Genomic DNA, 22,478 nt, shown 5'->3' with positions numbered 1-22,478 from the left:
TGCGGCCTTTAAAGCTAACGGTAAAAATGGCTAAACGTTAGTCCAGCAACTTACCCAAATTCATTAATTGTGTTTCGCCGCTGTTATCGTCCACACCGTCGTTATCGTTCACGATATAAACGTCACCCTCACTTGTTACAGCCAGGCCTTCGATTTTTTCGGGTACCATGCCTTTCGTTTGTCTTAGGTCTGCCATTAAATCGCGCACTAAGGTTTTTGTTACTGTGCTGCCAGCGGCTACAGACATTAAGTCTATTTCGTAGATGCGCTTAATAGCCGCATCAAAACCGTTTTGGTTATCGCGCTCTAAAACAAGGAATTTACCGCTACCTATCGCCGTAATATCAGAAAGCCCTACCCAACCGCCGGCTTGTGATTCTTTAGCATCAAGCGGGTAAAAAACGAACTCCCAACTTTCCATGGCGATATCATAAATGCCAATACGCACCTCGGTTTCGTCACCCCAAGCGCGCTGAAAGGCGACATAAACTTTACCATCGGCCTCGGTAACGCCTTCAAAACCAAAGCGCACCTGCATTGCATTCACGGCTTCTGGCAGCGTGATGGCTTTTTCGATCACGCCGGTTGTTGCCACTTTTAATAATAGGTTTAAAGATTCTATTGGCCGCGTATCGTCACCCACAGTACCGGCACCTTCAGATGCCAACCAAAAGCCGCCATCACTTGCCACGGCAATGCCTTCTGGGTCGAGGTTAACGCTTTTATCGCTGTTTATCATCGCCATTAAATCATGTTTATCAAACACACCAGCGCGGGCAATATCATCTTCAGCAAGGTCGGCAGCAGGCATGCTCGCCAATACATCGTTGCTGTCCATCAGCGTTGTTTCGGCGGTTAATTTCGCAGGCTGAGCACTAACATCCAAGGTGAAAATACGGTTGCTATTGTAAAAGCTGTCCTCTATGGCGTAGAGCGTATTGTCGGTGCCAGCGGCCAAACCCGACATTGCTCCCCAGCCAATCGGCGTATCGTTATCGCGGTTAACCGATTCAATTGTTGGATATTGCGCTGTGCCATCGCCAAGCTGATACACCATAACGCTGGAACGTAGTTTATCTGCGCGAGCATCTTTTTCGTTGGCGACAATGACCAAGTTGCGTGATGGAATAGCCAGCGCCCCTTCAGGGCCTACGCCGGCAGGTAACGCTTGTTTAAATAAAGGCGCGGTCGGGTCGTTTACATCAAATACAAAAACTAAGCCTGCGCGCTCGGCATTAACAAACAAATAGCCTGTATCGCCATACATACCGTAAGCCACATTTTCTGGCTCGTTACCTTTGTTGCCCGCACGCTCGTCAGGGTAGTGGCCAAAACGCGCCGCTAAATGCTCTAGCATGTTGCCGGCATCCCAAATAACGTTGCCATTTTTATCAAAAATACTAAAACCGCGGCTACCGCCATCCATATCGCCTTCGTTGGCTGTCGCAAAATACTCGGTGCCCATCCAGGTCACGCCGTCGGGCTCACGCACTACACCATCCAAACTTTCAGTAAAGTGCAGCTCGCCTTCTTCAGTGGCATCAATATTAACAAGGTCGACAGTACCAGCAGAAAAGCTCGCAGTCACAGCGCCCGACGCAAGATCGACCATCGCAATATGGTTATTTTCTTGCAGGGTAACAACGGCAATATTGTCGCTATTAATCGATACAAATTCTGGCTCTGGATCGGCCGGGAACAACATATCGTCAAGATTCACCAACTCGACCTTGCGCGCAGCCCATGCATCCACAGTATCGGCAACATCTACCACCATTAAAAAGCCAGCCGGTAGTTGCGGCGGCATGCCATCGCCTAGATCTTCGTCACGTTCGTTTTCAATCGCAACGGCAATATATTTGCCGTCGGGGCTAACGGCCACTGAATCTGGCTGGCCACCTAAATCCAGAGTGCGTACGATCATTTGAGTCGCTAAATCGATAATCGCAAGTTCACCCGAGGTATTGACGTAATCGGCCGAGGTATTCACACCGGCAACCACATAGTTACCCACTACAGCAACGGATGTTGGCTCGCCCGCTAATACCACCGTACCCATTTTTTTAGGCATCGCGGCATCGGTAATATCGATAAAACCCAAGCTATTTTGTACGCCGTCGGTATAAATGAGCGTATTGCCATCGTTGCTCGCTGTCACAATCTCTGCAACAGTTTCATCGTCAACATTACAGGTGGCATCCAATTGCTCACACACAGCAAAGGTCGATAGCCGGTTAAAAGTCATCGCTAGCGCAGCTGCGCTTGAGCTAGCAGCACTGGAGTTTTGGGCATCACTACTTGCTGCAACACTTGAAGCTAGCGAGCTTTTATCGTCATCATCACTACAGCCGCTTAATGCGCCCAACGATAAAGTAATAGCAAAGGCGAGGGCCGATTTTTGAAAATTCATGTAGGACTCCGGTACATCAATCAAAAAATTAAGGCGCCTTTGTACGGGGCTAGCATGAATTATTAATGACGCTTTTATGGTTTTTTTGTGACCGCGGAACTGATAGTGTGCCCTTCGCACTGTTCATCCACCTGCTTTTAGATAGCCGCCGTAACCGCCGCATGACTCAAAGACCCCACTGCCAAATATGCCTTTACCCCTTAAGCACTTGTATCTGCTGCGCTGTAGCACCGGTAAAAAGCATGGCCAATGTGGACATCTTGCAGCACCCTAGCGAGCAAAAAGCCGCCAAGAATACCGCCCGCTTAGTGACCCTATGCATGCCTAAAGCCCGCGTATGGATGGGTGAACAAGCCGATGATTTCACGGAGCTGCAAAGCCAACTGGCAACCGAAGCCAGGCCGATTGTTGTCGTTTACCCAGCAGCCGGCAGCCTGCCGCTCGAAGCTTTTATCAAACAGCAAGAAAAGACCCAGCAGCCAGCCCTCGCGCTACGCTTATTGTTTTTAGACGGTACATGGAAGAAGGCTTATAAACTGTGGCAGCTCAACCCTTGGCTACAGCAATACCCACAGATCAGCATTGAAACAACAACCTCTCAATACCATATTCGCAAGGCACCCAAAGCCCATTACCTATCAACACTGGAAGCCGTGGCCATATGCCTACAAAAAGCGGAGCACTGTAACGTGCAGCCACTGTATGATTGCCTTCATCAAATGCAGTTATCATTTAGCCAACACATGCGTTAACAGGCCAACCTATGCACTACCCCATCACCATAAGCCCACCACTTATGTTGCAATTGCGCAAAATATTGTCGCTGACCGATCAAGACACCTTGCTCGACATCACAGCCTTTGGCGATGTTTTTATTCAGCGCCAAGTCGATGTGCCCAACACGAATGAACATATTTTGTACAGCTTTACCGACGGCACTATTACCGATGTCAGTGACTTGGTTGCCGAACACGGCCTGCCGCCGGTTTCCCTTGATTTAGGTGATCAATGGTATCAATTTAATGCTCAAGCCATGCTCAATGACGATGGCCTCACCCTTGCCGAAGGCGAGTGCTTTGGTTTTATTAAGCCGACCTTTGAAGGCGGCGACTACGGCCCCCATAATATCCACACGGTAAAAATAATTGATTACATCAGCGATTTATTACCGCGCCTTACTCACACTTAAACCATTCCGGAAAAACACATGTTAGAAACCACAACACAATCCCTCGCGGGTTTACCTGCATTTTTGGCTTACTTTGCACTCGCAATCACCCTTAGCCTTATTTTTATTCGACTTTACACTTGGCTAACCCCTCACGATGAATTTGGCTTAATTCGGCAAAATAATAATGCTGCGGCCCTTGCTTTTGGCGGTGCACTAATTGGCTTTGCGTTACCGCTTGCCAGCGCCATTACCCATTCAATGTCGTTAATCGATTGCGCACTTTGGGGCGCCGTTGCATTAGTTGTACAAGCATTAACATTTGTACTTTTGCGGGTTGTCGTTTCCGACTTACCTAAACGTATTGAACAAGGCGAACTCGCCAGCGCAACGTTAGTGGCAGCCTCCGCTATTGCCGTTGGCCTTATTAATTCAGCCTGTATGAGCTACTAGGATAAAACCATGACGATTAAAACTTTTAAACGCAGTAAAAAAGCCGCACTTATTCTAATGGTGCCGGCCACAACCTTTACACTAGCAAGCTGTGTTAAACACCCCGATGACGAACCGGCCTTGGTCTATCAAACGCCAGAGCAATGTGCGCAATCAGGTTTAAGCACCCAAGAACAGTGCGAAGCCGATTATCAACAAGCACTAGCACTGCACCCACAAACAGCCCCAAAATATGCTAATAAAGCCGAGTGCGAAGCCGACTTTGGCGTAGGCGGCTGCGAAACGGCTCCGCAACAAAGCGCACAAGGCGGCAGCTTTTTTATGCCGTTAATGATGGGTTATTTAGCCGGCCAAATGTTTAATCGCTCGGGCAACCAATTTACCGGCAATGGCCCACAAGCAGGCGATAACAAAACAGGCACAAAAACCACCGCAGGCAATGGCGCAACACAAACGCGCAGCAATGTGGCCAGCCAGCCGTTGTATAAGTCTGGCGACGACCGCGCCACTTATCGCACAGCCAATAATACCGCGGTATCACGTACCACCGGCCCAGTAAAAGTTAACCCTAGCCGCATAAAACCCCAAGCCGGGCGCTTGGTGCCACGCGGCGGTTTTGGTAAACAAGCGTCTTTTCGTGCTAACAGTTTTGGCGGCTAATTATGAAGCGAATTTCCATTGCTGAACGCGCCGATTGGCGCAACCAAGCCGAAGCTGTCGGTTTTGATTTTCACACAATCGACGGCGAACCCTACTGGGACGAAAGTGCTTATTACCAGTTTTCGTTAGCACAAATCGAAAACGATATTGAAGACCCAACCGCCGAATTACACCAAATGGCGGTAAGCCTTATTGACGACATTATTAATAGCGAGCAACTGCTAAGCCAATTAGATGTACCCGAGCGCTACTGGAATCATGTTGCCAACAGTTGGCGCAACAGCGACCCCCACCTTTATGGCCGCATGGATCTAGCCTATAACGGCCAAGGCCCAGCTAAATTATTAGAGCTAAACTACGACACGCCTACCAGCTTATTTGAAACCGGTTATTTTCAGTGGATATGGCTAGAGCAACAAATAGCCAGTGGTTTGTTGCCCGCTACTGCAGACCAATTTAATTCCCTACAAGACCAGCTCGAAAACGCCTTTAAAACTCTGCCTTTCCCAACACCGCTACATTTTACCAGCGTACTGGAAAGCGCCGAAGATAAAGGCACAGTCAATTATTTAATGGATATCGCCAGCCAAAGCGGCATTGATGCGCGCTATATTCCACTCGAAAACATTGGTGAATATAACGGCCAATTTATTGATGAAGAAGATTTTGAAATTTTAGGGCTATTTAAACTCTACCCTTGGGAATTTATGCTGCGCGAAGACTTTGGCCAAGTCGTAATAACCAGCCAAACCCAAATGATCGAACCGCCATGGAAAATGCTGCTATCCAATAAAGGCATATTACCTTTGTTGTGGCAACGCTACGCAAACCACCCTAATTTACTGCCCGCTTTTTTCGAAGAAAACAGCGAAAGCGCAGCAAACCGACCAGCTCTGGAAGCAGGCTGGGTGCGCAAGCCGCTATTTTCCCGCGAAGGCGCCAACGTAGAAATAATCACCGATGCCGGTGAAACATTAAAAGAAGATGGCCCCTATAACGATATAGCCACCATCCGCCAAGCCTTCTGCGAATTACCGCGCTTTAGCCGCGTGAATACAAAATCACAAAAAAACGAAGATACATACGCCGTTATTGGCAGCTGGGTCGTCGGCGACGAACCCGCTGGCATTGGTATTCGCGAAGACAATACGCTAATCACCAAAGACAGCTCGCGCTTTGTTCCGCATTGCATCGTTGATTAAAGAGCGCCTAAAAGCGTTAAATATTATTGCGCAAGCATTAAACCCGCTACTGCTTTTAACTGACAGTAGCGGCTACCACCGCAAGCCAACAGGAGAGTCACTTGAGCAAGCCAAGGGTTGAACATCTTGGGCACAGTAAAAACCCCGTCATTATTATTGACGACTATGTTTCAGATACCAAAAAAATTATTGATTACGCCGTACAACAATCGGCTTTTAATCAAGATGCCAATAGTTTTTACCCAGGCATGCGCTCACGGCTGCCGGCAGAATATGTTTTAGACTGCGTAAGGCCCCTTATACCGCACCTATATGCTATTTATAACATTCCCAAACATTTGACAGCTAAACCCGTCGACTTGCGTTATTCGCTCATTACGCGCCAACCGCACGAATTAAAAGCCATTCAGACACTGCCGCATTTTGATACGCCAAGCCAATATACGATTGCAGTTTTACATTATTTAAATGATCAACCTCATGGCGGTACAGGTTTATTCAGACATAAACCCACAGGGTTTGAATATATAAACGAAGCAAGGCAACAAACGTATTTTGATTACGTGAAAAATAACCTTCAGCACTTTACACCGCAAAGCGCCGCATACTGCCCAGCCAATAACGAGCAATACGAGTGCTACCGCGAATTAGAATTTAAACTGAATCGCCTTGTCGCCTACCCCGGTTGCTTGCTGCATACCGCTCTAGTTAACCCAAAAACCGATATAGACGCTAACCCGCTGACAGGTCGCCTAACAGCAAATATGCTATTAGAATTTGTGTAAGCCACCTAGGCTTAGTTAACAAACCCAATACAGCACGGGCATTATGCGAAATATATTCTTAATGACTATTGGCTGGCTGACCGTTGTGCTTGCCGTTATCGGCATCTTTTTACCCCTTCTACCAACCGTACCGTTTTTACTGGTCGCCGCTTGGTGCTTTAGCCAATCATCACCACGGTGCCGTACCTGGCTGTTTAATCACCGTATTCTCGGGCCGCTAGTGCAACAGTGGTCAGGCCAAAAAACGATACCTCGCACTGTAAAATTGCGTGCTATCGTTAGTATATGGGCAGGCATGATTATTTCGATGCTATTAATAAAGAAGCTTTATTTAGTGGTAATGCTCGCAATTATAGGTAGTATCGTTTCAATTTATATCTGGCGAAGACCCGAGCAATAGCTAGCATTTAATAGTATCGACCGCTCTTAAGTGAAATTTCTTGGATTAAAGGTAATACCAATCAACACATTTGAGGTAAAGCCAAAAAGGTGCGAATCCCATCACCCTTTTTGACCAATTTTATCTTAAAAATGATTGATTTTTAACCTACTATTAGCTGAGCAGCTTGTCGGTATCTGTTTAACAACAATACGCACAGCATTCACTTTTTACAGTTGGTTTAGTTAATAATGAATAATCTCAGCGTATCCTTTGACCCCGGTCGCCCTCACTTTGAACCTTACGGCTTAACGTGTGTAAATTGGCAACCTACTATTATGCCTCGCCCAGACCACCACAACGAGATAGAAATTAACCTACTCCCAGCTGGGTCTGTTACCTACATGCTAGGGGGGAAAAAAACCACAGTAAGCGCCGGAAGGCTTAGCCTTTTTTGGGCTGCCATTCCCCACCAAATTATTGGTTACGAAAACGACGTACCCTACTTAGTCGCCACCATACCATTGCAGCACTTTTTACAGTGGCGGCTGCCAGATAGCTTTGTTCAAGCCTTAATGCAAGGGCAATTATTGAGTGAGTCGCAGCCTCATAAGGCCAGCAAAGATATCCAACTCATGGAAAACTGGGTTTCTGACTTAGCTCAACATTCGCAACTGGCGGAACAGCCCGTACTCTTGGAGATGCAAGCTCGCTTAACCCGCTTAGCGGCCAATTACTATGAAGAAGGCAGCACACAGGGGCTTGCAGGTATTTCTGATTCCGGCTTAAGTCGCGTTGAAAAAATGGCGTGCTTCATTGCACAAAACTACACGCAAAAAATTACCGTACAAGACGTCGCCGAACTCGTGGGCCTGCACCCCAACTATGCGATGAACTTATTCCAAAAAAGCTTTGGCACAACGCTAATTCATTACCTAACACAGCACCGGTTATCTCATGCTCAACGGTTATTAACCACCACAGATGATGCCATTACCGAAATTGCATTAAAGTCGGGCTTTCAATCCATCAGCCGATTTAATGATGTGTTCAATCATGCCTTTAGTTGCTCACCGCGCGCCTACCGAAAACACCACCGTTAAGCAGCCCAGCAAGGTGCCCCGCAATTTCGTGACTGACTTACAAGTTACACACTAAAGCCAGCAAAAGCCTACGATTCAGGCGCTTTTTTCCGCAAAGCAGGCAGTCACCAGCTAACGACAACACTAAGCTAGTGCGGCGGCGCATCCGCTACTCCGTCGAACACGGCAGGTACTTACCGTAGCAGGTAATGCCCCCCCTGTTAGGGCGCAACCTCGCAATTTAGCGCTTACCCGCCGCAACTTAAGGCAACCCGCAATAAACGTTGCAACCGTTAACTTTACGCCTGCGAATCTGGAGAAAACTATGTTTGATTCTACGCACCAACATCGCATTACGCGCATCCCGCGCACCATCACACTCGGGCTGATTGTTGCGGCGCTTAGCGCATGCGCTGGGGACACAACAGGCTCGTCTAGCCTTAGCGCAAACGAATCATCCGCAAGCCTAGCCGCCTCTAGTGACACCGTGCAATCGAGCGAGGCAACCTCTAGCGTTGCGCCATCAAGCTCAGCGATGGCAGTAAGCTCCGTCGCCTCAAGCGCCGCCATTTCAAGCTCAGTATCTTCCAGCACGATGTCATCAATACCGGATAACACCGCACTGCTTACCACCATTGAAGCCGAGGATTACGACGCAGCCTCTCAGGTACAGCCTTTTGAATCTCAGAGTGACAATGGCCGAACCATTATGGTATGGCCGGGCACCGGCGACCAAAGCACAGAAGCCTTAGATAACGGCGCAGGCCAGCTTTTTTACTCTATCGTTGCCGCAGCATCGTCCGCGACGCTTTATGCTACCGTGAATTTTTTCGATGCCACCAACGATAGCTTCTTTTACAAGCTAGAAGGCAAAGATGCCACTTGGGCAGCGCAAAACAACGTTTCAACAGCCGGTTATGAAGAGCTGGAAATCGCAACGTGGGATGGCTTAACGCCAGGGCTGGCTTACACACTTAAAATTCAACGCCGCGAAGATGGCGCCAAGCTTGATTCCTTCCGGCTTGAAGGCGGTGGCTTTGCCTTCGGTCAAGAAGGTAGCTCTTCCAGCAGTATTGCTATGAGTTCGTCCGTAAGCTCGGCAAGCAATTCTTCTACCGGCAACCCAAGTGGCACCACTTACAAACATCGCCTTATCAATACCACAGACTTAGTCGCAGACCCTGACGACGAGCAATCATTAATCCGTCAGCTGGTAATGGCCGATACCGTCGATATTGAAGGCCTTATTGTTACCACCGGCTGCTGGCGAAAAGCCCAAAACAGCTCTGGCTTTTCACTGCTCGACAACATTCTTAAGGCCTACGAGCAATCGTATAGCAACCTAAAAGTGCATGGCGACTTTCCAACACCCGAGTATTTAAGGTCCATATCGGTATACGGCCAAAGGGGTTATGCCATGGGTGATGTCGGCGCCGGTAAAGACAGTGAAGGCTCTAACCTTATTATCGAAGCCGTCGATAAAGACGACCCTCGCCCAGTTTGGGCTACCTGTTGGGGTGGCTGTAACACCATTGCTCAAGCCGTTTGGAAAGTGCAAAACACTCGCTCGAAAGCCGAACTCGATAAGTTTATTAGCAAACTGCGCGTATATGATGTTTTGGGTCAAGACGAAGCCGGTAACTGGCTGGCCAAAACCTTCCCCAACTTGATGTACATACGCACACGTAACGTTTACAACTGGCAACCTGAAAAGAATGGTACTTACTACAAACAAATTCAATCTCTTGGGCCATTGGGGCAAAAATTCCCCGATACTAAGTATGCACCAGAGGGCGATACCCCAGCGTTCATGCATGTGGTGCAACCAGGCTTAAACGATCCTGACGAAATTACTCAAGGCGGCTGGGGCGGGCGCTTTAATGCCACCAAGTCGGCCAACATTAAGGGCATGAGCTGCATGAACAGCGGCGCCTACAACACGCACTACATGCACGGCGACGCAGACAACTCGATCAAAAGATGGAGCGATGGCTACAACAACGACTTCCTAGCGCGTATGCAGTGGAGCACCACCAGCAACTACAACGCGGTCAATCACCACCCCATTATTGTGCTTAACGGCCAAGAAAAAATGGCAGTGATGACCATGGATGTTCAGGCGGGTTCTACCGTGGCGCTAGATGCGTCAGCCTCTCGTGACCCAGATGGCAACAATCTCAATTACAAGTGGGAGTTTTACAAAGACCCAAGCTCTTACGGGGGTTCTGTTTCCATTAGCGGCACATCAATAGCCAGCGTACAGGTTCCATCTGATGCGCGCGGTAAGAGCATTCATATTATCCTTACCCTTAAAGATAATGGCTCACCGAGCTTAACGGCTTATCGCCGTGTGGTACTTAATGTTAAATAACAGAACTTAAACGTTCGCAAAAAAAGGGGGCTATTAATAGCCCCCCTTTTCGTTGCACAAGCCATACTCTTATCAAGCCGCAGCGCATATCAGGTAATGGTTGAGCCACAGTAATTTAATAATCCCGAAATAACACCCTAATTCACCGCCGCAAGACCGGAGAGAAAGTGTTAAACACCACCAATACTTCACTATTAAGCCTTATTAAACCCTCCATAATGGTCAGCTTATTTACGGCCTCTTTAGGTGCATGCTCTGCAATGCAAACCACCACCAACGCATCCGCCGAGCACACACCCTCAGCCAATATTACAACCACAAAAAGCAGCCAAAATTACAACAGCAAACCACGCATTATCAACACCACAGATTTAGGCGCAGATCCCGATGACGAACAATCAATGGTTCGCCAACTGGTTATGGCCAATGAATTTGATATCGAAGGTTTAATTGTTTCCACTGGCTGCTGGAAAAAATCTCAAAGCGACACCCGAATGCTCGATAAAATCGTCGATGCCTACGGCCAAGTACTGCCTAATTTACAAAAACATGCCGAGGGTTTCCCCTCGCACGCCTATTTAAAATCCATCTCGGTGATGGGGCAAACAGGTTATGGCATGGACGACGTAGGCGAAGGTAAAGACAGCCCAGGATCTGAACTCATTATTAAAGCTGTCGATAAGGACGACCCTCGCCCGGTATGGGCAACCTGCTGGGGCGGTTGCAATACGATTGCCCAAGCGGTTTGGAAAGTACAAAACACTCGCACGGAAGCCGAATTAAATAAATTTTTAAGTAAACTACGCGTTTATGATGTTTTAGGCCAAGATAACGCCGGCACTTGGCTCGCAAAAACATTCCCCAACCTTTTCTATATTCGCGCCACAAAAGTGTACGACTGGCAACACGACAAAAATAATCCTTGGTGGCAAACCCATGTTCAAAGCCACGGTCCATTAGGCGCAGTATTCCCTAGCGCTATTTATTCGCCCGAAGGCGACACGCCCGCGTTTTTATACCTTGTGCCCAATGGTCTTAACGACCCAGAAATGGTGGGGCACGGCAGTTGGGGTGGGCGCTTCGATACGCAAAAACAAATAGGTATCCGAGGCATGCGCTGCATGGAGGGCGAGGATGCCAAATACGATCCATATTTAATGTACGGCAACTACAGCAATAGCGGCGCCAGAAAATGGGCCGATGGTTACAATAACGACTTTGAAGCACGTATGGATTGGAGCATTAATAGCGATTACGCCAACGCCAACCATCCCCCTATTGCCGTTGTTAATAACAGCACTAGCAAGCAAGTGCTTTACATTAATACCCATGCAGGCGCCAGCGTAATATTAAACGCAAGCGGCTCAAGCGACCCAGATGACGACAACCTAAACTACCATTGGGAATTTTACAGTGACGCCAGCTCTTACAAAGGCAGTGTAAAGTTCAGTAACAATACATCCATGAAAACATCGGTGCAAATACCTAGCGATGCAAATGGAGAAAACATTCACGTTATTTTAACATTGAAGGATTCCAGCACCCCCAACTTATATGCATATCGCCGGATTATTTTTAATGTTCAATAATATTTATTAAACCACTAAAAATGGTCCTAATTCAGGGCCATTTTTAGTGGTACCCTATTGTTTTGTGAAGTGCTCGATAATTACTTAACAAACACACCAAAAAATTATTATTCAGAGTATAACCGCAAAAAAGCGGGAAGCGACAAAGCTCATCAAACCGTACCCTAACAACGTAGACTTTTTTGTAGGTGTCCCTCACCTCTTGTGCCCTATTTTTAGGGCACTTTTTTCCTCCCCCTAGTTTACGTTCTTCCCGTATTAACGTCTGAAATTAACAACTCGCACAGCAATAAGAATCGCCGCCTAGGGCTATTTATCGAGCGCTTTTCTCAGGTAAAAAAAAGCCACTCACATTTCCCTCGTATGTGAGTGGCTACATATCCATTAACAATTCAAAAGCGAACCAAGCGCTTACGCCTTTATAGAGCTTAAATCACCTCTACCGTCACCCACTAAATTACCGCCACTGGCGCCAAAACTGCGAAGCATCGTGTTATAAATATTAGAGGCGTAATCATTAACATCAATAAAATCGCCGTTACCTGTTTTAATGCGGCCACCACAACCAGTAACCGCGTGGAATACCCCGTTGAGTTCAAAATCGGCCGTTTTGTGTCGCCCATCAGCAGACTCGGTCGAAATGGTCGTCATCGAATTATCCAAAACAGTGCCGTCGTTAACGGAAATATTGCTAACTTTTTCTGTAAGCGCGGCATTGAAGCCCGCCGTCTTGTAGATATCGACATTACTCAACATCATCTCGTTTTCAACCATTACGTTGAAAACACGTAAACCCTCACCTTCGTGATAGGTTTCGCTAAAGTTAAAGTGAACCTCGTAGTTACCATTAGCCACTGGAATAGCATAGCTCGAGCTATCGTAACGCTCGCTAAGGTATACGTCGTCCTCGTTAGTACCGGCAATATCGACATTACCGGTATAGGTCAAACCACCCGTAAAATAAGCATCGGCTTGGTATTGAATACCATCAAGGGTTGCAGCTCCACCACCGGCATTAATCGCCATTGTAAGGGTTGGCGGGCCAGCAACTTCTTCAGGCGGAGGATTAAATACTGGAACGCTAGGCGCACTGCTTGATGCGACAGGCGCACTGGATACTGTTTGGGCGCTTGATACCGGCGGAATCACAGGGCTGCTGCTTGCTGTATTCGCAGGAGTACTCGAGCTACTGGCAACACCGCCGTCGCAGGCACTCAGCACGCCGGCGGTTCCGGCGAGCATAAAACATCCTGCTATGCGCCTCGCTTTACTATTTATCATTTAATTATCTCCGATCAAGCTATGGGGTTGTCTGAGGTACAGCTCTAAAATGTTTCAAATATGCAGAAAGACAGATGTATACGTTTACATTTGTCTTTCTAGGTGGCCCTTAAAATCAATCCGAATCACAAAGGGCCCCTAGGGCATAATGTTTTTTTAAGATATATCTAACGGAAAAAATGCTCTCCCTGAATAACAATGTGAACAACCCGGATAATAAGGATGCTATAAGCCCCAAAAAGAGGTTGCCTCTAGCACCCGCATAACGCCTGAGGTTGCGAGGTGCAGGCACAGCAATACACCGGCGATTTGATTTCTAAGAGAATGTAAGAACTGTGATTGACATCAACACTGAAAAGCCAAGCGTGACGGCCCAATGGGCCTAAAAACAAAGTAAAGGGGCTTTATTTGGGGGTGGGTCCGCTCAAAAAGGCAGCCCTACTGGGGCAATACAAGGGGTTTTATTGCGTTATTTTGTAATACGAATAACCTTGATCGTAAGCGCACTTCCGGCAGAAGATATCGCTAAGATAGGTGAGCGCCTAAAGCCAACTTCGCGCTACAAAGCCCAACAGTGTTAAACCTAAAAACCGCCGTTTAGAGCCAAAAAGATGCGTAGGCTTTGATGCTCAACTGCGGTTTTTAGGTTTAACCACCACCGCTTGATTTCGATTTCCTTATCTTCGTTGCTCAAAGCGTACACTCTTCGGTAACTTCAGCTCGACAAAAAAACCGACTATCGTGAAAATTTTATTATTGCCGGCCCTGTATCAACGATCACTGCTGGGTTTTAGGCGCGAGACAACAACGCCCACCAAGGCACTTCAATGATCAGCACCTCAATAATCAGCGCCTTAAAAATTCAGCAATCGCATCAATCTCTTCAAGCGTCGCAAACTGAGCCAAATCGTCAGGTTTTAGATGGGCCATCGTGGGTACCGTCTGAATTTTAAAATTGATTAACTCAGCACTAGCGCCGGTAACATCGCCAAAGCGTTGCACGCCTTCTCCATTACCGGTATGGCAACTTGAGCAGTGCCGAAGAAATTGTAACAACCCGTCTATTGGCTCTGGCTGGGGTTCTGGTTCTGGTTCAGGCTCTGGTTCGAGTTCAGGTTCGGGCTTTACATCAGGGAACGCATTTTTATCACGCATGGCCGCAAACAAATCCTGAATATCGCCCAAGTTAGCACCTTTTAGCACTGGCCCCATCGCACTTCCCAAGTTACCAAATTTGGCTTTATGCTGGCCAATAAAAGGTTTGTTACGCATGTACTTACCTACAGTGAAATTACCGCCGGCAAGCAAAACAGCCGTACCATCAACCCCATGACAATCAGCACATGCACTTGCAAATAGTTCTTTACCCGCAACATCGCTGCCATCAACACCCAAGTTAGAAAACCCGCGCCCGCGCGGGTACTGGCCACCAATAAGGATTAGGTCATAAAGCGCTGTGGTATCTAAAGCTTCTTCTTTCAAAAATTTAACAATATCCCAGATTTGGGCATCGGTAAGAATGTCGCTATAGGCAGGCATGGCGTCGCCAACTGCAGCGTTATTTGACGGCTCGTAATCGGCAAGCGTATCGTCAATGGAACGGCGATTTGTTCCATCTTTTACGCGATTAAACAGCGCTTGTGGGCTCGATATTTCGGCTAATAATGCAAGGTCAATATCGGCAACTCGCGGCCTATCCGCGTTAGGCGCTAAGTTACTGTTACCGCCCATTTGGCCAAGCTGATCCCAGCCGTGGCAGTGGCTACAGGCAAAAAACAGGGGCTTTTGTGCAATAACATCAAGTTGAGCCTGGTCGACAAGCTCGCTGTTATTAAGTGTAAAACCCGTTTCGCTCGCCCAAAACTGAGCATACAAATGCCCACCTTTTATGCCATCGGCACCTTGATAAGCGGCGCCACCAGTCATATCACCGCTGCTGGCAGATGAAGAATTTGTAACAGAAGAACTTGCAATGGATAAACTGCTCGCGACGGAGGAACGGCTAGTGTCACCAGTACACGCACTCAGTAACAGGTATGCACAGAGTGCTATGCATTTTCGATGAGACAAGTATTTTAAAGCCAACATAACAAGCTCCAACATCACAGGCAGAAAAATAGGATTTAGATAGAGTTTTAAGTAAAGCGCTACACTCGAAAATGCAGCGCTTTACTTAACTACCGAAACTCTGCCGTGGCATCCCAGAACATACTGGTGGTCCAGTTCGGGTAGCCATGACCGGCGCCATTGCTAGCGCCATCACCGCCGTACCCCCAGTTATGAGGGCAGTAAGAGACCTCTGCGCCAGCCATACAACCTTGGTAAGTTTTGCACTGTGGGTACCCAGGCATATCCGATGTATTTGTTGAACAACCGTTTTTAACTCGGTAGAACTCTGCCATATCTCTACCGCTGGCGCCCATGTACGCGTTTAAAACCGTATCGTTATTACCGTAAATAATAATCGCCTTAACATTACCTTTACAGTTCCGCCCTTCTGGATTCGTTACTTGATAGCCGCCCACAGGTTTGGGGTTAACCGGTGCAATACCCGTAACTTTATCGCCGTGCTCGCATGCGATCATCCCTGAGTAATCACCGCCACTACTGTATCCGGTCGCAAATACAGCCGCTTTATTCACACAAAACTGATCGGTGATACGGTTATACAATGGCTCGAACATTTGAAAATCAGCGCTACCCCAACCACCACCGATGTTTCTCGCTGTGGGGTAAACAAAAATGGCGTTGTTTTTGGCATCACGACTAAAACCGTCACCGCGTGTCGAATACCTTGGGCCATCACTGCTCGTGTTGTGAAAATCAAAATACAATGGGTAGGCTTTATTACGGTCATAATTTTGCGGAAGCGCGACTAAATAAGAATTCCCATTACCAATAGGCGTATTGCCCGTTTGCCCAGGAGCTTGCCCACAACCTGCACTGGGGTCTGGCTCACCGGGCTCCGGTGGCGGCGGTATCATGCTCACTTCGTTACACTGAGTGCCGTGATAAAGGCCAATATTGTCGAAGGTTACATCGCCATCCTCGATACCCAAGTTAAATAAAACACGTGCATCGCTGGCGGTTTGCGCACCAGTGAAGGTATGGGTATAACGCTGAAAATCTGTACCAATTGTCACATCAATGGCGCCACCGACCACACTGGTGTAGGTGCTTGGCGTATCAATATCCACTTCGATATCGCGTTCAACGTCGGCCACAGCATCGTAACAAAGGGTGTACATTAAGCCCGAGCGAATATCGGTGTCGTGAATAAGCTGCACGTGCCAAGGCGCGGTTGATACATTATTAACGGTGATTTCTACAGCGCCATTGCTATCCCAATTAAAGTGAGTCAGCGCTGGGGTGCTGTTATCGTTATCCCCCGTACCATGATCGTAGGTGGTAAAATTTTCCATACCGCTTTCAAATTCACCAGTGCTGTCGAGCAGCGTATTTTCGGTACCTGGGCCGGCAGCCATTTGGGGCGCTTCGCTACTGGATGAAGAGCTTGCGGGCACCGAGCTGGATGCCTGCTCACTCGATGCGGGGGTATCACACCAAGGTTCGCTGGACAGGCTTTTGAAATAAGTGGCGATATTATCGGCCGTTGCCTCACAGGCCGCATCGCCGTCGCAACCACCGCCAAAATTCATCATATTATTGGCGATATAGCTATTAAGGCTGGTGCCGCCTTGGCTAACTATTGGAAAATTATTGAAATTCAGCGGAGCACCACCGCCCGCACCAGGAGCCGAGCCTGCTGCTTCATTAACAGCACCATGACACGTTAGGCAAGACTCTTCCTCGTATGCAACTTTACCTTGGCTAGCACTCACCGCCGAGCAGTCCACCGGTACTGACGCCGCACTAGCAGGGGCAACACTTGAGCTACTTTGAGGCCCTGCAATTGCGCTACTAGATACTTGCGTCGCTTCAGAATGATTGGTTGCAGAGCTGCTTGTGTCAGTAGTAGGGCCCGCCACACACGCCGAAAGAGTGATCGCAGAAACAGCCATTGCAAGGGGCTTTATTACAAGGGGCTTTATTAAAAGGAGCTTTATTAAACGGAGCTTTAAAGCCCCCAGCGAATTCGGGAAAGCTGGCAGCGAATGCAGACCAGCATGGCGCTTACCGGATATTCTTGTATTTTTATTGTTATTCATTTTATTAATCTCTAATGAAGATCGTGCCGCGCCTATCACGCGAAAACAATAAACCTAAGGAATGGCCACAGGGCGCTTAAAGTGCCCTGTGGGTTCATTTCAAATGAGCTTAAAAGATGACATTAAGATAAGTTTAATGGGCCTTGGCTGTTGCCAAACGAACTCACGTTGGCGCCAACATGCTGCTGCATTGCCAAGAATAAGTCGGCAATTCGGCCACTGTTGCTATTAATGTGGCGGCCGGATCGAACCCTGCCATTACCTTTGCCGGCAATAACAATCGGCAGGTCATAGTGGCTATGTGAATTGCCATCGGCAATTTCGCTTGAGTAAAGCACCATGCAGCTATCAAGTAGCGACTTACCTTGAACATCGACGGTTTCTTTTAGCCTTTTACAAAGGTGGGCGTACTCTTCCATGTGGTAGGTATCAATCTGTTTCAACATATTGAAATTATTTTGGTTATTGCCATGGTGTGAAATGTCATGGTGCCCCCGGCCAATACCCAAGTTGTTGTATTGCCTACCGTTTAAGCCGTTGGAAAACACATAGCTGATAACGCGGGTTAAATCGCAGGTAAACGCCATAACCATCAGCTCGTTAAATAAACGGCTATTAACAACGAAGTTGCCATTGCCACCGATGTTAGGCTTTTCACAAGCGCTGCCTTGAACGACATCTGGTTGCTGAAAACTCAGCTGACGCTCTAACTCGCGCACGCCATCCAAATAACCTTGCAGCTTTTCTTTATCGGCCACACCCAGCTTGCCTTCAAGGCGATTAACATCCGCGAGCACAGTGTCGATCACCGACTGATTAACCGCAGCCCTCGTATCTACGCCGCCAGGCGTGTCTGGCAAGTCGCCGCTGAATAAACGATTAAATAACCGTTGTGGGTCATTCTCACGCGGGGACGGAGTAGATCCGTTCTCCCACGAAATATTGCCCATGTAGGCCGCGGAATAACCGTTATCAGGGAATCCGCCCCCTACGCGGTCGATACCAAGGTGCAAGTTAGAAAAGCGTGTTTGATTCGCAATTTGTCGCGCGGCAATCACATCCATAGTGGTCGCCGATTCAATGCGGTTTTTAGCCACTTCGGCACAGGTCATAAAGGCGCCACTGCCTTTACCGTGGTCACCGGTCTGGCCTCTCATCGGGTCGTTATGCAAACCCTTGATGGTCGTTATGTCGCCTGCAATATCGCGCAGCGGGTTTAGCGAAGTCGCCGTGCCAAAATTGCCGTTAAAATTGCCGGCCTGACTCGGTTGGAACGCCTGCATATGGCAGCCATTGCCGGTAAACATCACCAACATACGGCCGGGCGTTGCATCTTGTGCGAAGGCTGTTTTACCCGCTGGCAACATGGCCTCTAGCAGTGGCAACGACATACAAACGCCAGAGCCTGCCAAAAATGAACGACGGTTTAGCTTAGGAGCCTTGTTTCTTCTTAATTCTATCTGGGTCATTGTAATACTCCTATTAAGGCTGCTGCGAGCCGGTGTTTGCGCCTAAACGCGTGCGGAACGCGGGGCTCAAAGCGATTTCAGTAAACACATCATGCATGCTATGCGCGCTGTCGAGAGTCTTTTGGTAGATGTCATACACCGCAGGGTAATCTGCTGAGTTAACGCCCGGCACAAAAACCGTGGTCGCCCTTCGCCCTAAGGCGTAGCTCATTGCATAACCAATTGAGCAAATGCTCACCTCACCTTTTGGCGCCAGAATATCGGCAAGTTCGGTCAAGCTGGAGAACGGCTCACCAGTGGGAAGCTCAGCCGAAGAGTCAACGACTCTATCGTTAATGGTGTACCTATCGCGCCACTGGCCTACGGGGTTGAAGTTCTCCATACCGTAACCAATCGGGTCAACATAGGCATGGCACGAAGTACAAACCGCCGATGATTCTTTGTGTAATTCAGAAATTTCGCGTGGGTCTAAACCCGATGGAATATCTGGAAAGTTAGCAATAACGTCAGCCGATGGCTCGGGTGGACGATCACATAAGAAACGGTCCATCACCCAGGTACCGCGTTTAACCGGTGAGGTTGCAGCAGGGTGCGAATGTACAGTCAATGCTGAGGCATGCCCCATCAAACCCTTGCGCTTGGAACCTGCAGGCCACTCATACAAACGGAAGCTGTTGCCAGATACACCCTGTACGCCATAGTAATTGGCCACGCGTTCGTTCAAGTAAGTGTAATTTGCATTCAAAATTTCTGATAACGGGCGATTATCACGCACAATGTGGTGCAGGAAGTTTTCAGTTTCTGCGAGTAAATTAGCCTTAACTTCATCGGTGTATTGTGGGAACTGATCAACGTCAACGTCATGGCTAAAAAATTTGTCGAAGTCCAGCCACGTCATCGCAAAGCCATCAACCAATGTTTCTGCCTTTGGGTCTTCCAACATGCGGGCAACTTGCGAGCGGATGGTAGCGTCATTAAGTAACGAGCCGTTGGCCGCCGCGCTCAGCAGTTGGTCATCGGGTGTACTGGCCCACAAGAAGTACGATAAACGCGATGCCAACTCATAGGCGTTAAGCGGTTGCGCCGTCGTTGAATTTAAATTCTGGTCGATTTCCGGGCGGTAGATAAAGTTGGGAGAAAACAACAGGCTGCGCAACAGCGCCGTCATAGACGTAGCGCGATTCCCCGTAACACCCTGAACGTCGTTATACAGGGCCAATAAACCATCAGACTCTGCATTGGACAATGGACGGCGCCATACTTTTACGCCCAACGTATTAATAACCGTTTGCGCACAACTCGCGTTGGTAATATCACAGCCAATTACCGTGCGGTTACCGCCTGCTGCAGCCTCGACTACCTCCGTTGCAATGTCTTCTGCGGCTTCAAAGAATTTTTCAATCGCTACACTCGTTACAGTTAACGATGCATTGTCATTTTTAAACTGACCGTAGGTATCCTGAGGTAACGCATCGGCTGGGTTAGAGTTAATACCGAATAAATCGCGAACGGTATTGTTGTACTCAAGCTTGCTTAGGCGGCTCATTACCGGCGGCAAGGGCGCAATATCTGCTATGGGCGCATCGGGCTCTGGCCCAGGAATAGGCCGCCCAATAAACGGGTTAACGCTGGCAATATACTTGGCGGTGTAATAGGAACACTCGGCATCACACGTACCAAATGCCGCCTCAAAACCAGGGGGCGGCATAGTTGCTTCGATAGTCGCGATCAAACTTGGCAAGTTGTGCCCAGACTCGTCGGCACGTGTACCCACGCCTTTGGTATCGGCAGCGTGACAGGTTGCACACTGAACATCAAAAATCGCCTTTCCGATATCCGCATGGCTTTGCACAGAATCTTGCTTATAAATCACAATACCGGTGACTTTGGCCAGCGCTGTAACGCTTTGGAAATCGATATTCAGCGTGCCGTCATCCACAGTAATGTCGCTCACCTGCTCGACCATCGCGGCATTAAAACCAACGGCGCGGAAGATATCGACATTGCTCAGCCTATTTTGGCCTTCGATAATCACATTGAATATTCGCGAACCCACCGCATCGTGGTAGGTTTCACTAAAGTTAAAGCGAACGTTGTAAGTACCATTGGCTACTGGGATTGCATAACTGGAGTCCTCGTAGCGCTCGCTTTGGTATACCGCATCCTCGTTGGTACCGGCAATTTCATTGGTATTGGTGTAAGTAAGGCCTCCGCTAAAGTAAGCATCTGCCTGGTACTGAATACCATCAAGCATTGCTGCTTCGCCGCCGGCATTAATGGCCAGCGCAAGCGTGGGCTCGCCAGGTGTTTCTTCTGGTGGAGGGTTAAACCCCGCCGCAGCGCTAGATGCGGTTTGCGCACTTGATATTGGTGGCGTCACAGGGCTGCTGCTCGTGGTTGCTGGCGCACTAGATGTATTGGCCCCCGAGCTGTTGGAACCTGAATCCGCAACGCAAGCACTAAGCACACATGCGGTTCCGGCGAGAACAAAACTACTTGCAATTCGCCTGAATTTAGTATCAAACATTTATCTCTCCGATCAATCTATGGGTTCGACTGAGTTATTGGTTTTATTTGTCAAAAGTGCTGAGCAGCTAAGGATTCGTACACCCACAAATTAACTTCAGCAGACTACATTCACACCTCTCTTCCTAGGGTTATAAATTAACAATTTTTATGATAAAAAATACGCAAGAAATACAAGGTTAATAAAAAACCATATTTGTGTTATTAATTTTTCAGTTTGTTGCAGAATTTTGATTTTTAAGCCATTAAAATTGAGACTTGAATCTCAGAATAATATTCATACACCTATCCGACCTTTAAAAATAATTAAAAGGATAAGTAACAGCACCAAAGGAAGTATCAACAAATAACGCCGATATTCGTAAAGTGAGTATCGAAAAATAGCGCTTGCACCAAAACAACACCGCGCTTGAACTCCACCGGATAAATATCTGCGCGCAAAAAAAGCCATTAAGTTGAACATTCAGCAAAATGAATCAACGGCAGCGTTTTAAAAAACCGCTCAAGCCAGCGTGACAAACATCACAAAACAATAAATTTCTTATGATTTTTTAATTGCACGATTTAGCCTAAAAAACCGTAACTAATCATCAAGAATGAGGGCGGGGACTTATGGATCAGCCATCAGTTTTATCGTGCGCTAGATGCACACAGAAGAAGTACTAGCTTTGATAGCTCAACTGTAGCTTGTAGGGTCAAGCAAAGACTTCACCGATTTGCGAATAGCCCCTTGCTTATCACCGGGCTGGCTTCTGCGCTGTGTAAATATGACTTGTGGGCATCTCTAAAAATGCACTTTTTCCGCGATAGCGGCTTACAGGTTTTCGCTCCTCGACATTCTGCTCCTGCAATGTCTAATAAGGTGCCTCCTGCACCGATGCAAAACCTGTATTCGGTCCATCCATTCCCGATACTTCATTAACGGTTAGAGACG

Annotated in this window: 16 protein-coding genes; 10 read left to right on the top strand and 6 right to left on the bottom strand. The window is 47.9% G+C overall.

What is annotated here, in order from left to right; genetic code table 11:
* Positions 1 to 37 precede the first annotated feature (37 nt).
* Positions 38 to 2,410: an esterase-like activity of phytase family protein gene (locus tag MARGE09_RS08140; RefSeq protein WP_236986836.1), complete on the bottom strand. Its 2,373-nt coding sequence runs from the start codon at positions 2,408 to 2,410 to the stop codon at positions 38 to 40.
* Positions 2,411 to 2,475: 65 nt separating this feature from the next.
* Between MARGE09_RS08140 and MARGE09_RS08135 the strand changes: the two genes are divergently transcribed.
* The 10 genes from MARGE09_RS08135 to MARGE09_RS08095 all read left to right on the top strand — a co-directional run bounded on the left by MARGE09_RS08135 (position 2,476) and on the right by MARGE09_RS08095 (position 12,099).
* A complete protein-coding gene (locus MARGE09_RS08135) occupies positions 2,476 to 3,162 on the top strand; it encodes a tRNA-uridine aminocarboxypropyltransferase (protein ID WP_338040751.1) in 687 nt (228 codons plus the stop codon).
* Between the two features lie 11 nt (positions 3,163 to 3,173).
* Positions 3,174 to 3,599, top strand: coding sequence for a DUF1851 domain-containing protein (locus MARGE09_RS08130; protein WP_236986835.1), 426 nt, complete (start codon positions 3,174 to 3,176; stop codon positions 3,597 to 3,599).
* Positions 3,600 to 3,617: 18 nt separating this feature from the next.
* Positions 3,618 to 4,031 carry a DUF350 domain-containing protein gene (locus MARGE09_RS08125; protein WP_236986834.1) on the top strand — a complete coding sequence of 138 codons (414 nt, stop codon included), beginning with the start codon at positions 3,618 to 3,620 and terminating at the stop codon, positions 4,029 to 4,031.
* A gap of 9 nt (positions 4,032 to 4,040) precedes the next feature.
* Positions 4,041 to 4,691 carry a DUF1190 domain-containing protein gene (locus MARGE09_RS08120; RefSeq protein WP_236986833.1) on the top strand — a complete coding sequence of 217 codons (651 nt, stop codon included), beginning with the start codon at positions 4,041 to 4,043 and terminating at the stop codon, positions 4,689 to 4,691.
* Positions 4,692 to 4,693: 2 nt separating this feature from the next.
* Entirely contained in the window at positions 4,694 to 5,893 is a 1,200-nt protein-coding gene (locus MARGE09_RS08115) for a glutathionylspermidine synthase family protein (protein ID WP_236986832.1), read from the top strand.
* A 101-nt stretch (positions 5,894 to 5,994) separates the two neighbouring features.
* Positions 5,995 to 6,678 carry a DUF6445 family protein gene (locus MARGE09_RS08110; protein ID WP_236986831.1) on the top strand — a complete coding sequence of 228 codons (684 nt, stop codon included), beginning with the start codon at positions 5,995 to 5,997 and terminating at the stop codon, positions 6,676 to 6,678.
* A 43-nt stretch (positions 6,679 to 6,721) separates the two neighbouring features.
* The gene (locus MARGE09_RS21725; RefSeq protein ID WP_420828090.1) at positions 6,722 to 7,078 is read left to right on the top strand and encodes a YbaN family protein; all 357 of its coding nucleotides are present in this window, start codon (positions 6,722 to 6,724) and stop codon (positions 7,076 to 7,078) included.
* A 230-nt stretch (positions 7,079 to 7,308) separates the two neighbouring features.
* Positions 7,309 to 8,160 carry a helix-turn-helix domain-containing protein gene (locus MARGE09_RS08105; RefSeq protein WP_236986830.1) on the top strand — a complete coding sequence of 284 codons (852 nt, stop codon included), beginning with the start codon at positions 7,309 to 7,311 and terminating at the stop codon, positions 8,158 to 8,160.
* A 304-nt stretch (positions 8,161 to 8,464) separates the two neighbouring features.
* On the top strand, positions 8,465 to 10,510 hold the full coding sequence (locus MARGE09_RS08100; RefSeq protein WP_236986829.1) for a nucleoside hydrolase-like domain-containing protein: 2,046 nt from the start codon (positions 8,465 to 8,467) through the stop codon (positions 10,508 to 10,510).
* 167 nt (positions 10,511 to 10,677) lie between these two features.
* On the top strand, positions 10,678 to 12,099 hold the full coding sequence (locus tag MARGE09_RS08095; RefSeq protein ID WP_236986828.1) for a nucleoside hydrolase-like domain-containing protein: 1,422 nt from the start codon (positions 10,678 to 10,680) through the stop codon (positions 12,097 to 12,099).
* 411 nt (positions 12,100 to 12,510) lie between these two features.
* Here MARGE09_RS08095 and MARGE09_RS08090 read toward each other — a convergent pair whose 3' ends face one another.
* The 5 genes from MARGE09_RS08090 to MARGE09_RS08070 all read right to left on the bottom strand — a co-directional run bounded on the left by MARGE09_RS08090 (position 12,511) and on the right by MARGE09_RS08070 (position 21,545).
* Entirely contained in the window at positions 12,511 to 13,341 is an 831-nt protein-coding gene (locus MARGE09_RS08090) for a malectin domain-containing carbohydrate-binding protein (RefSeq protein ID WP_236986827.1), read from the bottom strand.
* A gap of 885 nt (positions 13,342 to 14,226) precedes the next feature.
* Positions 14,227 to 15,468: a c-type cytochrome gene (locus MARGE09_RS08085; protein WP_236986826.1), complete on the bottom strand. Its 1,242-nt coding sequence runs from the start codon at positions 15,466 to 15,468 to the stop codon at positions 14,227 to 14,229.
* An 89-nt stretch (positions 15,469 to 15,557) separates the two neighbouring features.
* Positions 15,558 to 17,402 (bottom strand): carbohydrate binding domain-containing protein, encoded by a 1,845-nt coding sequence (locus tag MARGE09_RS08080; protein WP_236986825.1) that lies wholly within the window; start codon positions 17,400 to 17,402, stop codon positions 15,558 to 15,560.
* Positions 17,403 to 17,671: 269 nt separating this feature from the next.
* Entirely contained in the window at positions 17,672 to 19,018 is a 1,347-nt protein-coding gene (locus MARGE09_RS08075; protein WP_236986824.1) for a DUF1552 domain-containing protein, read from the bottom strand.
* A 13-nt stretch (positions 19,019 to 19,031) separates the two neighbouring features.
* Positions 19,032 to 21,545 carry a DUF1592 domain-containing protein gene (locus tag MARGE09_RS08070; RefSeq protein ID WP_236986823.1) on the bottom strand — a complete coding sequence of 838 codons (2,514 nt, stop codon included), beginning with the start codon at positions 21,543 to 21,545 and terminating at the stop codon, positions 19,032 to 19,034.
* Positions 21,546 to 22,478 lie beyond the last annotated feature (933 nt).

This window comes from Marinagarivorans cellulosilyticus (genome assembly GCF_021655555.1).
In the GTDB taxonomy this organism is placed as follows: domain Bacteria; phylum Pseudomonadota; class Gammaproteobacteria; order Pseudomonadales; family Cellvibrionaceae; genus Marinagarivorans; species Marinagarivorans cellulosilyticus.
Note: the sequence above shows the minus strand (reverse complement) of the source record. Positions and strands in the feature narration are given on the sequence as shown.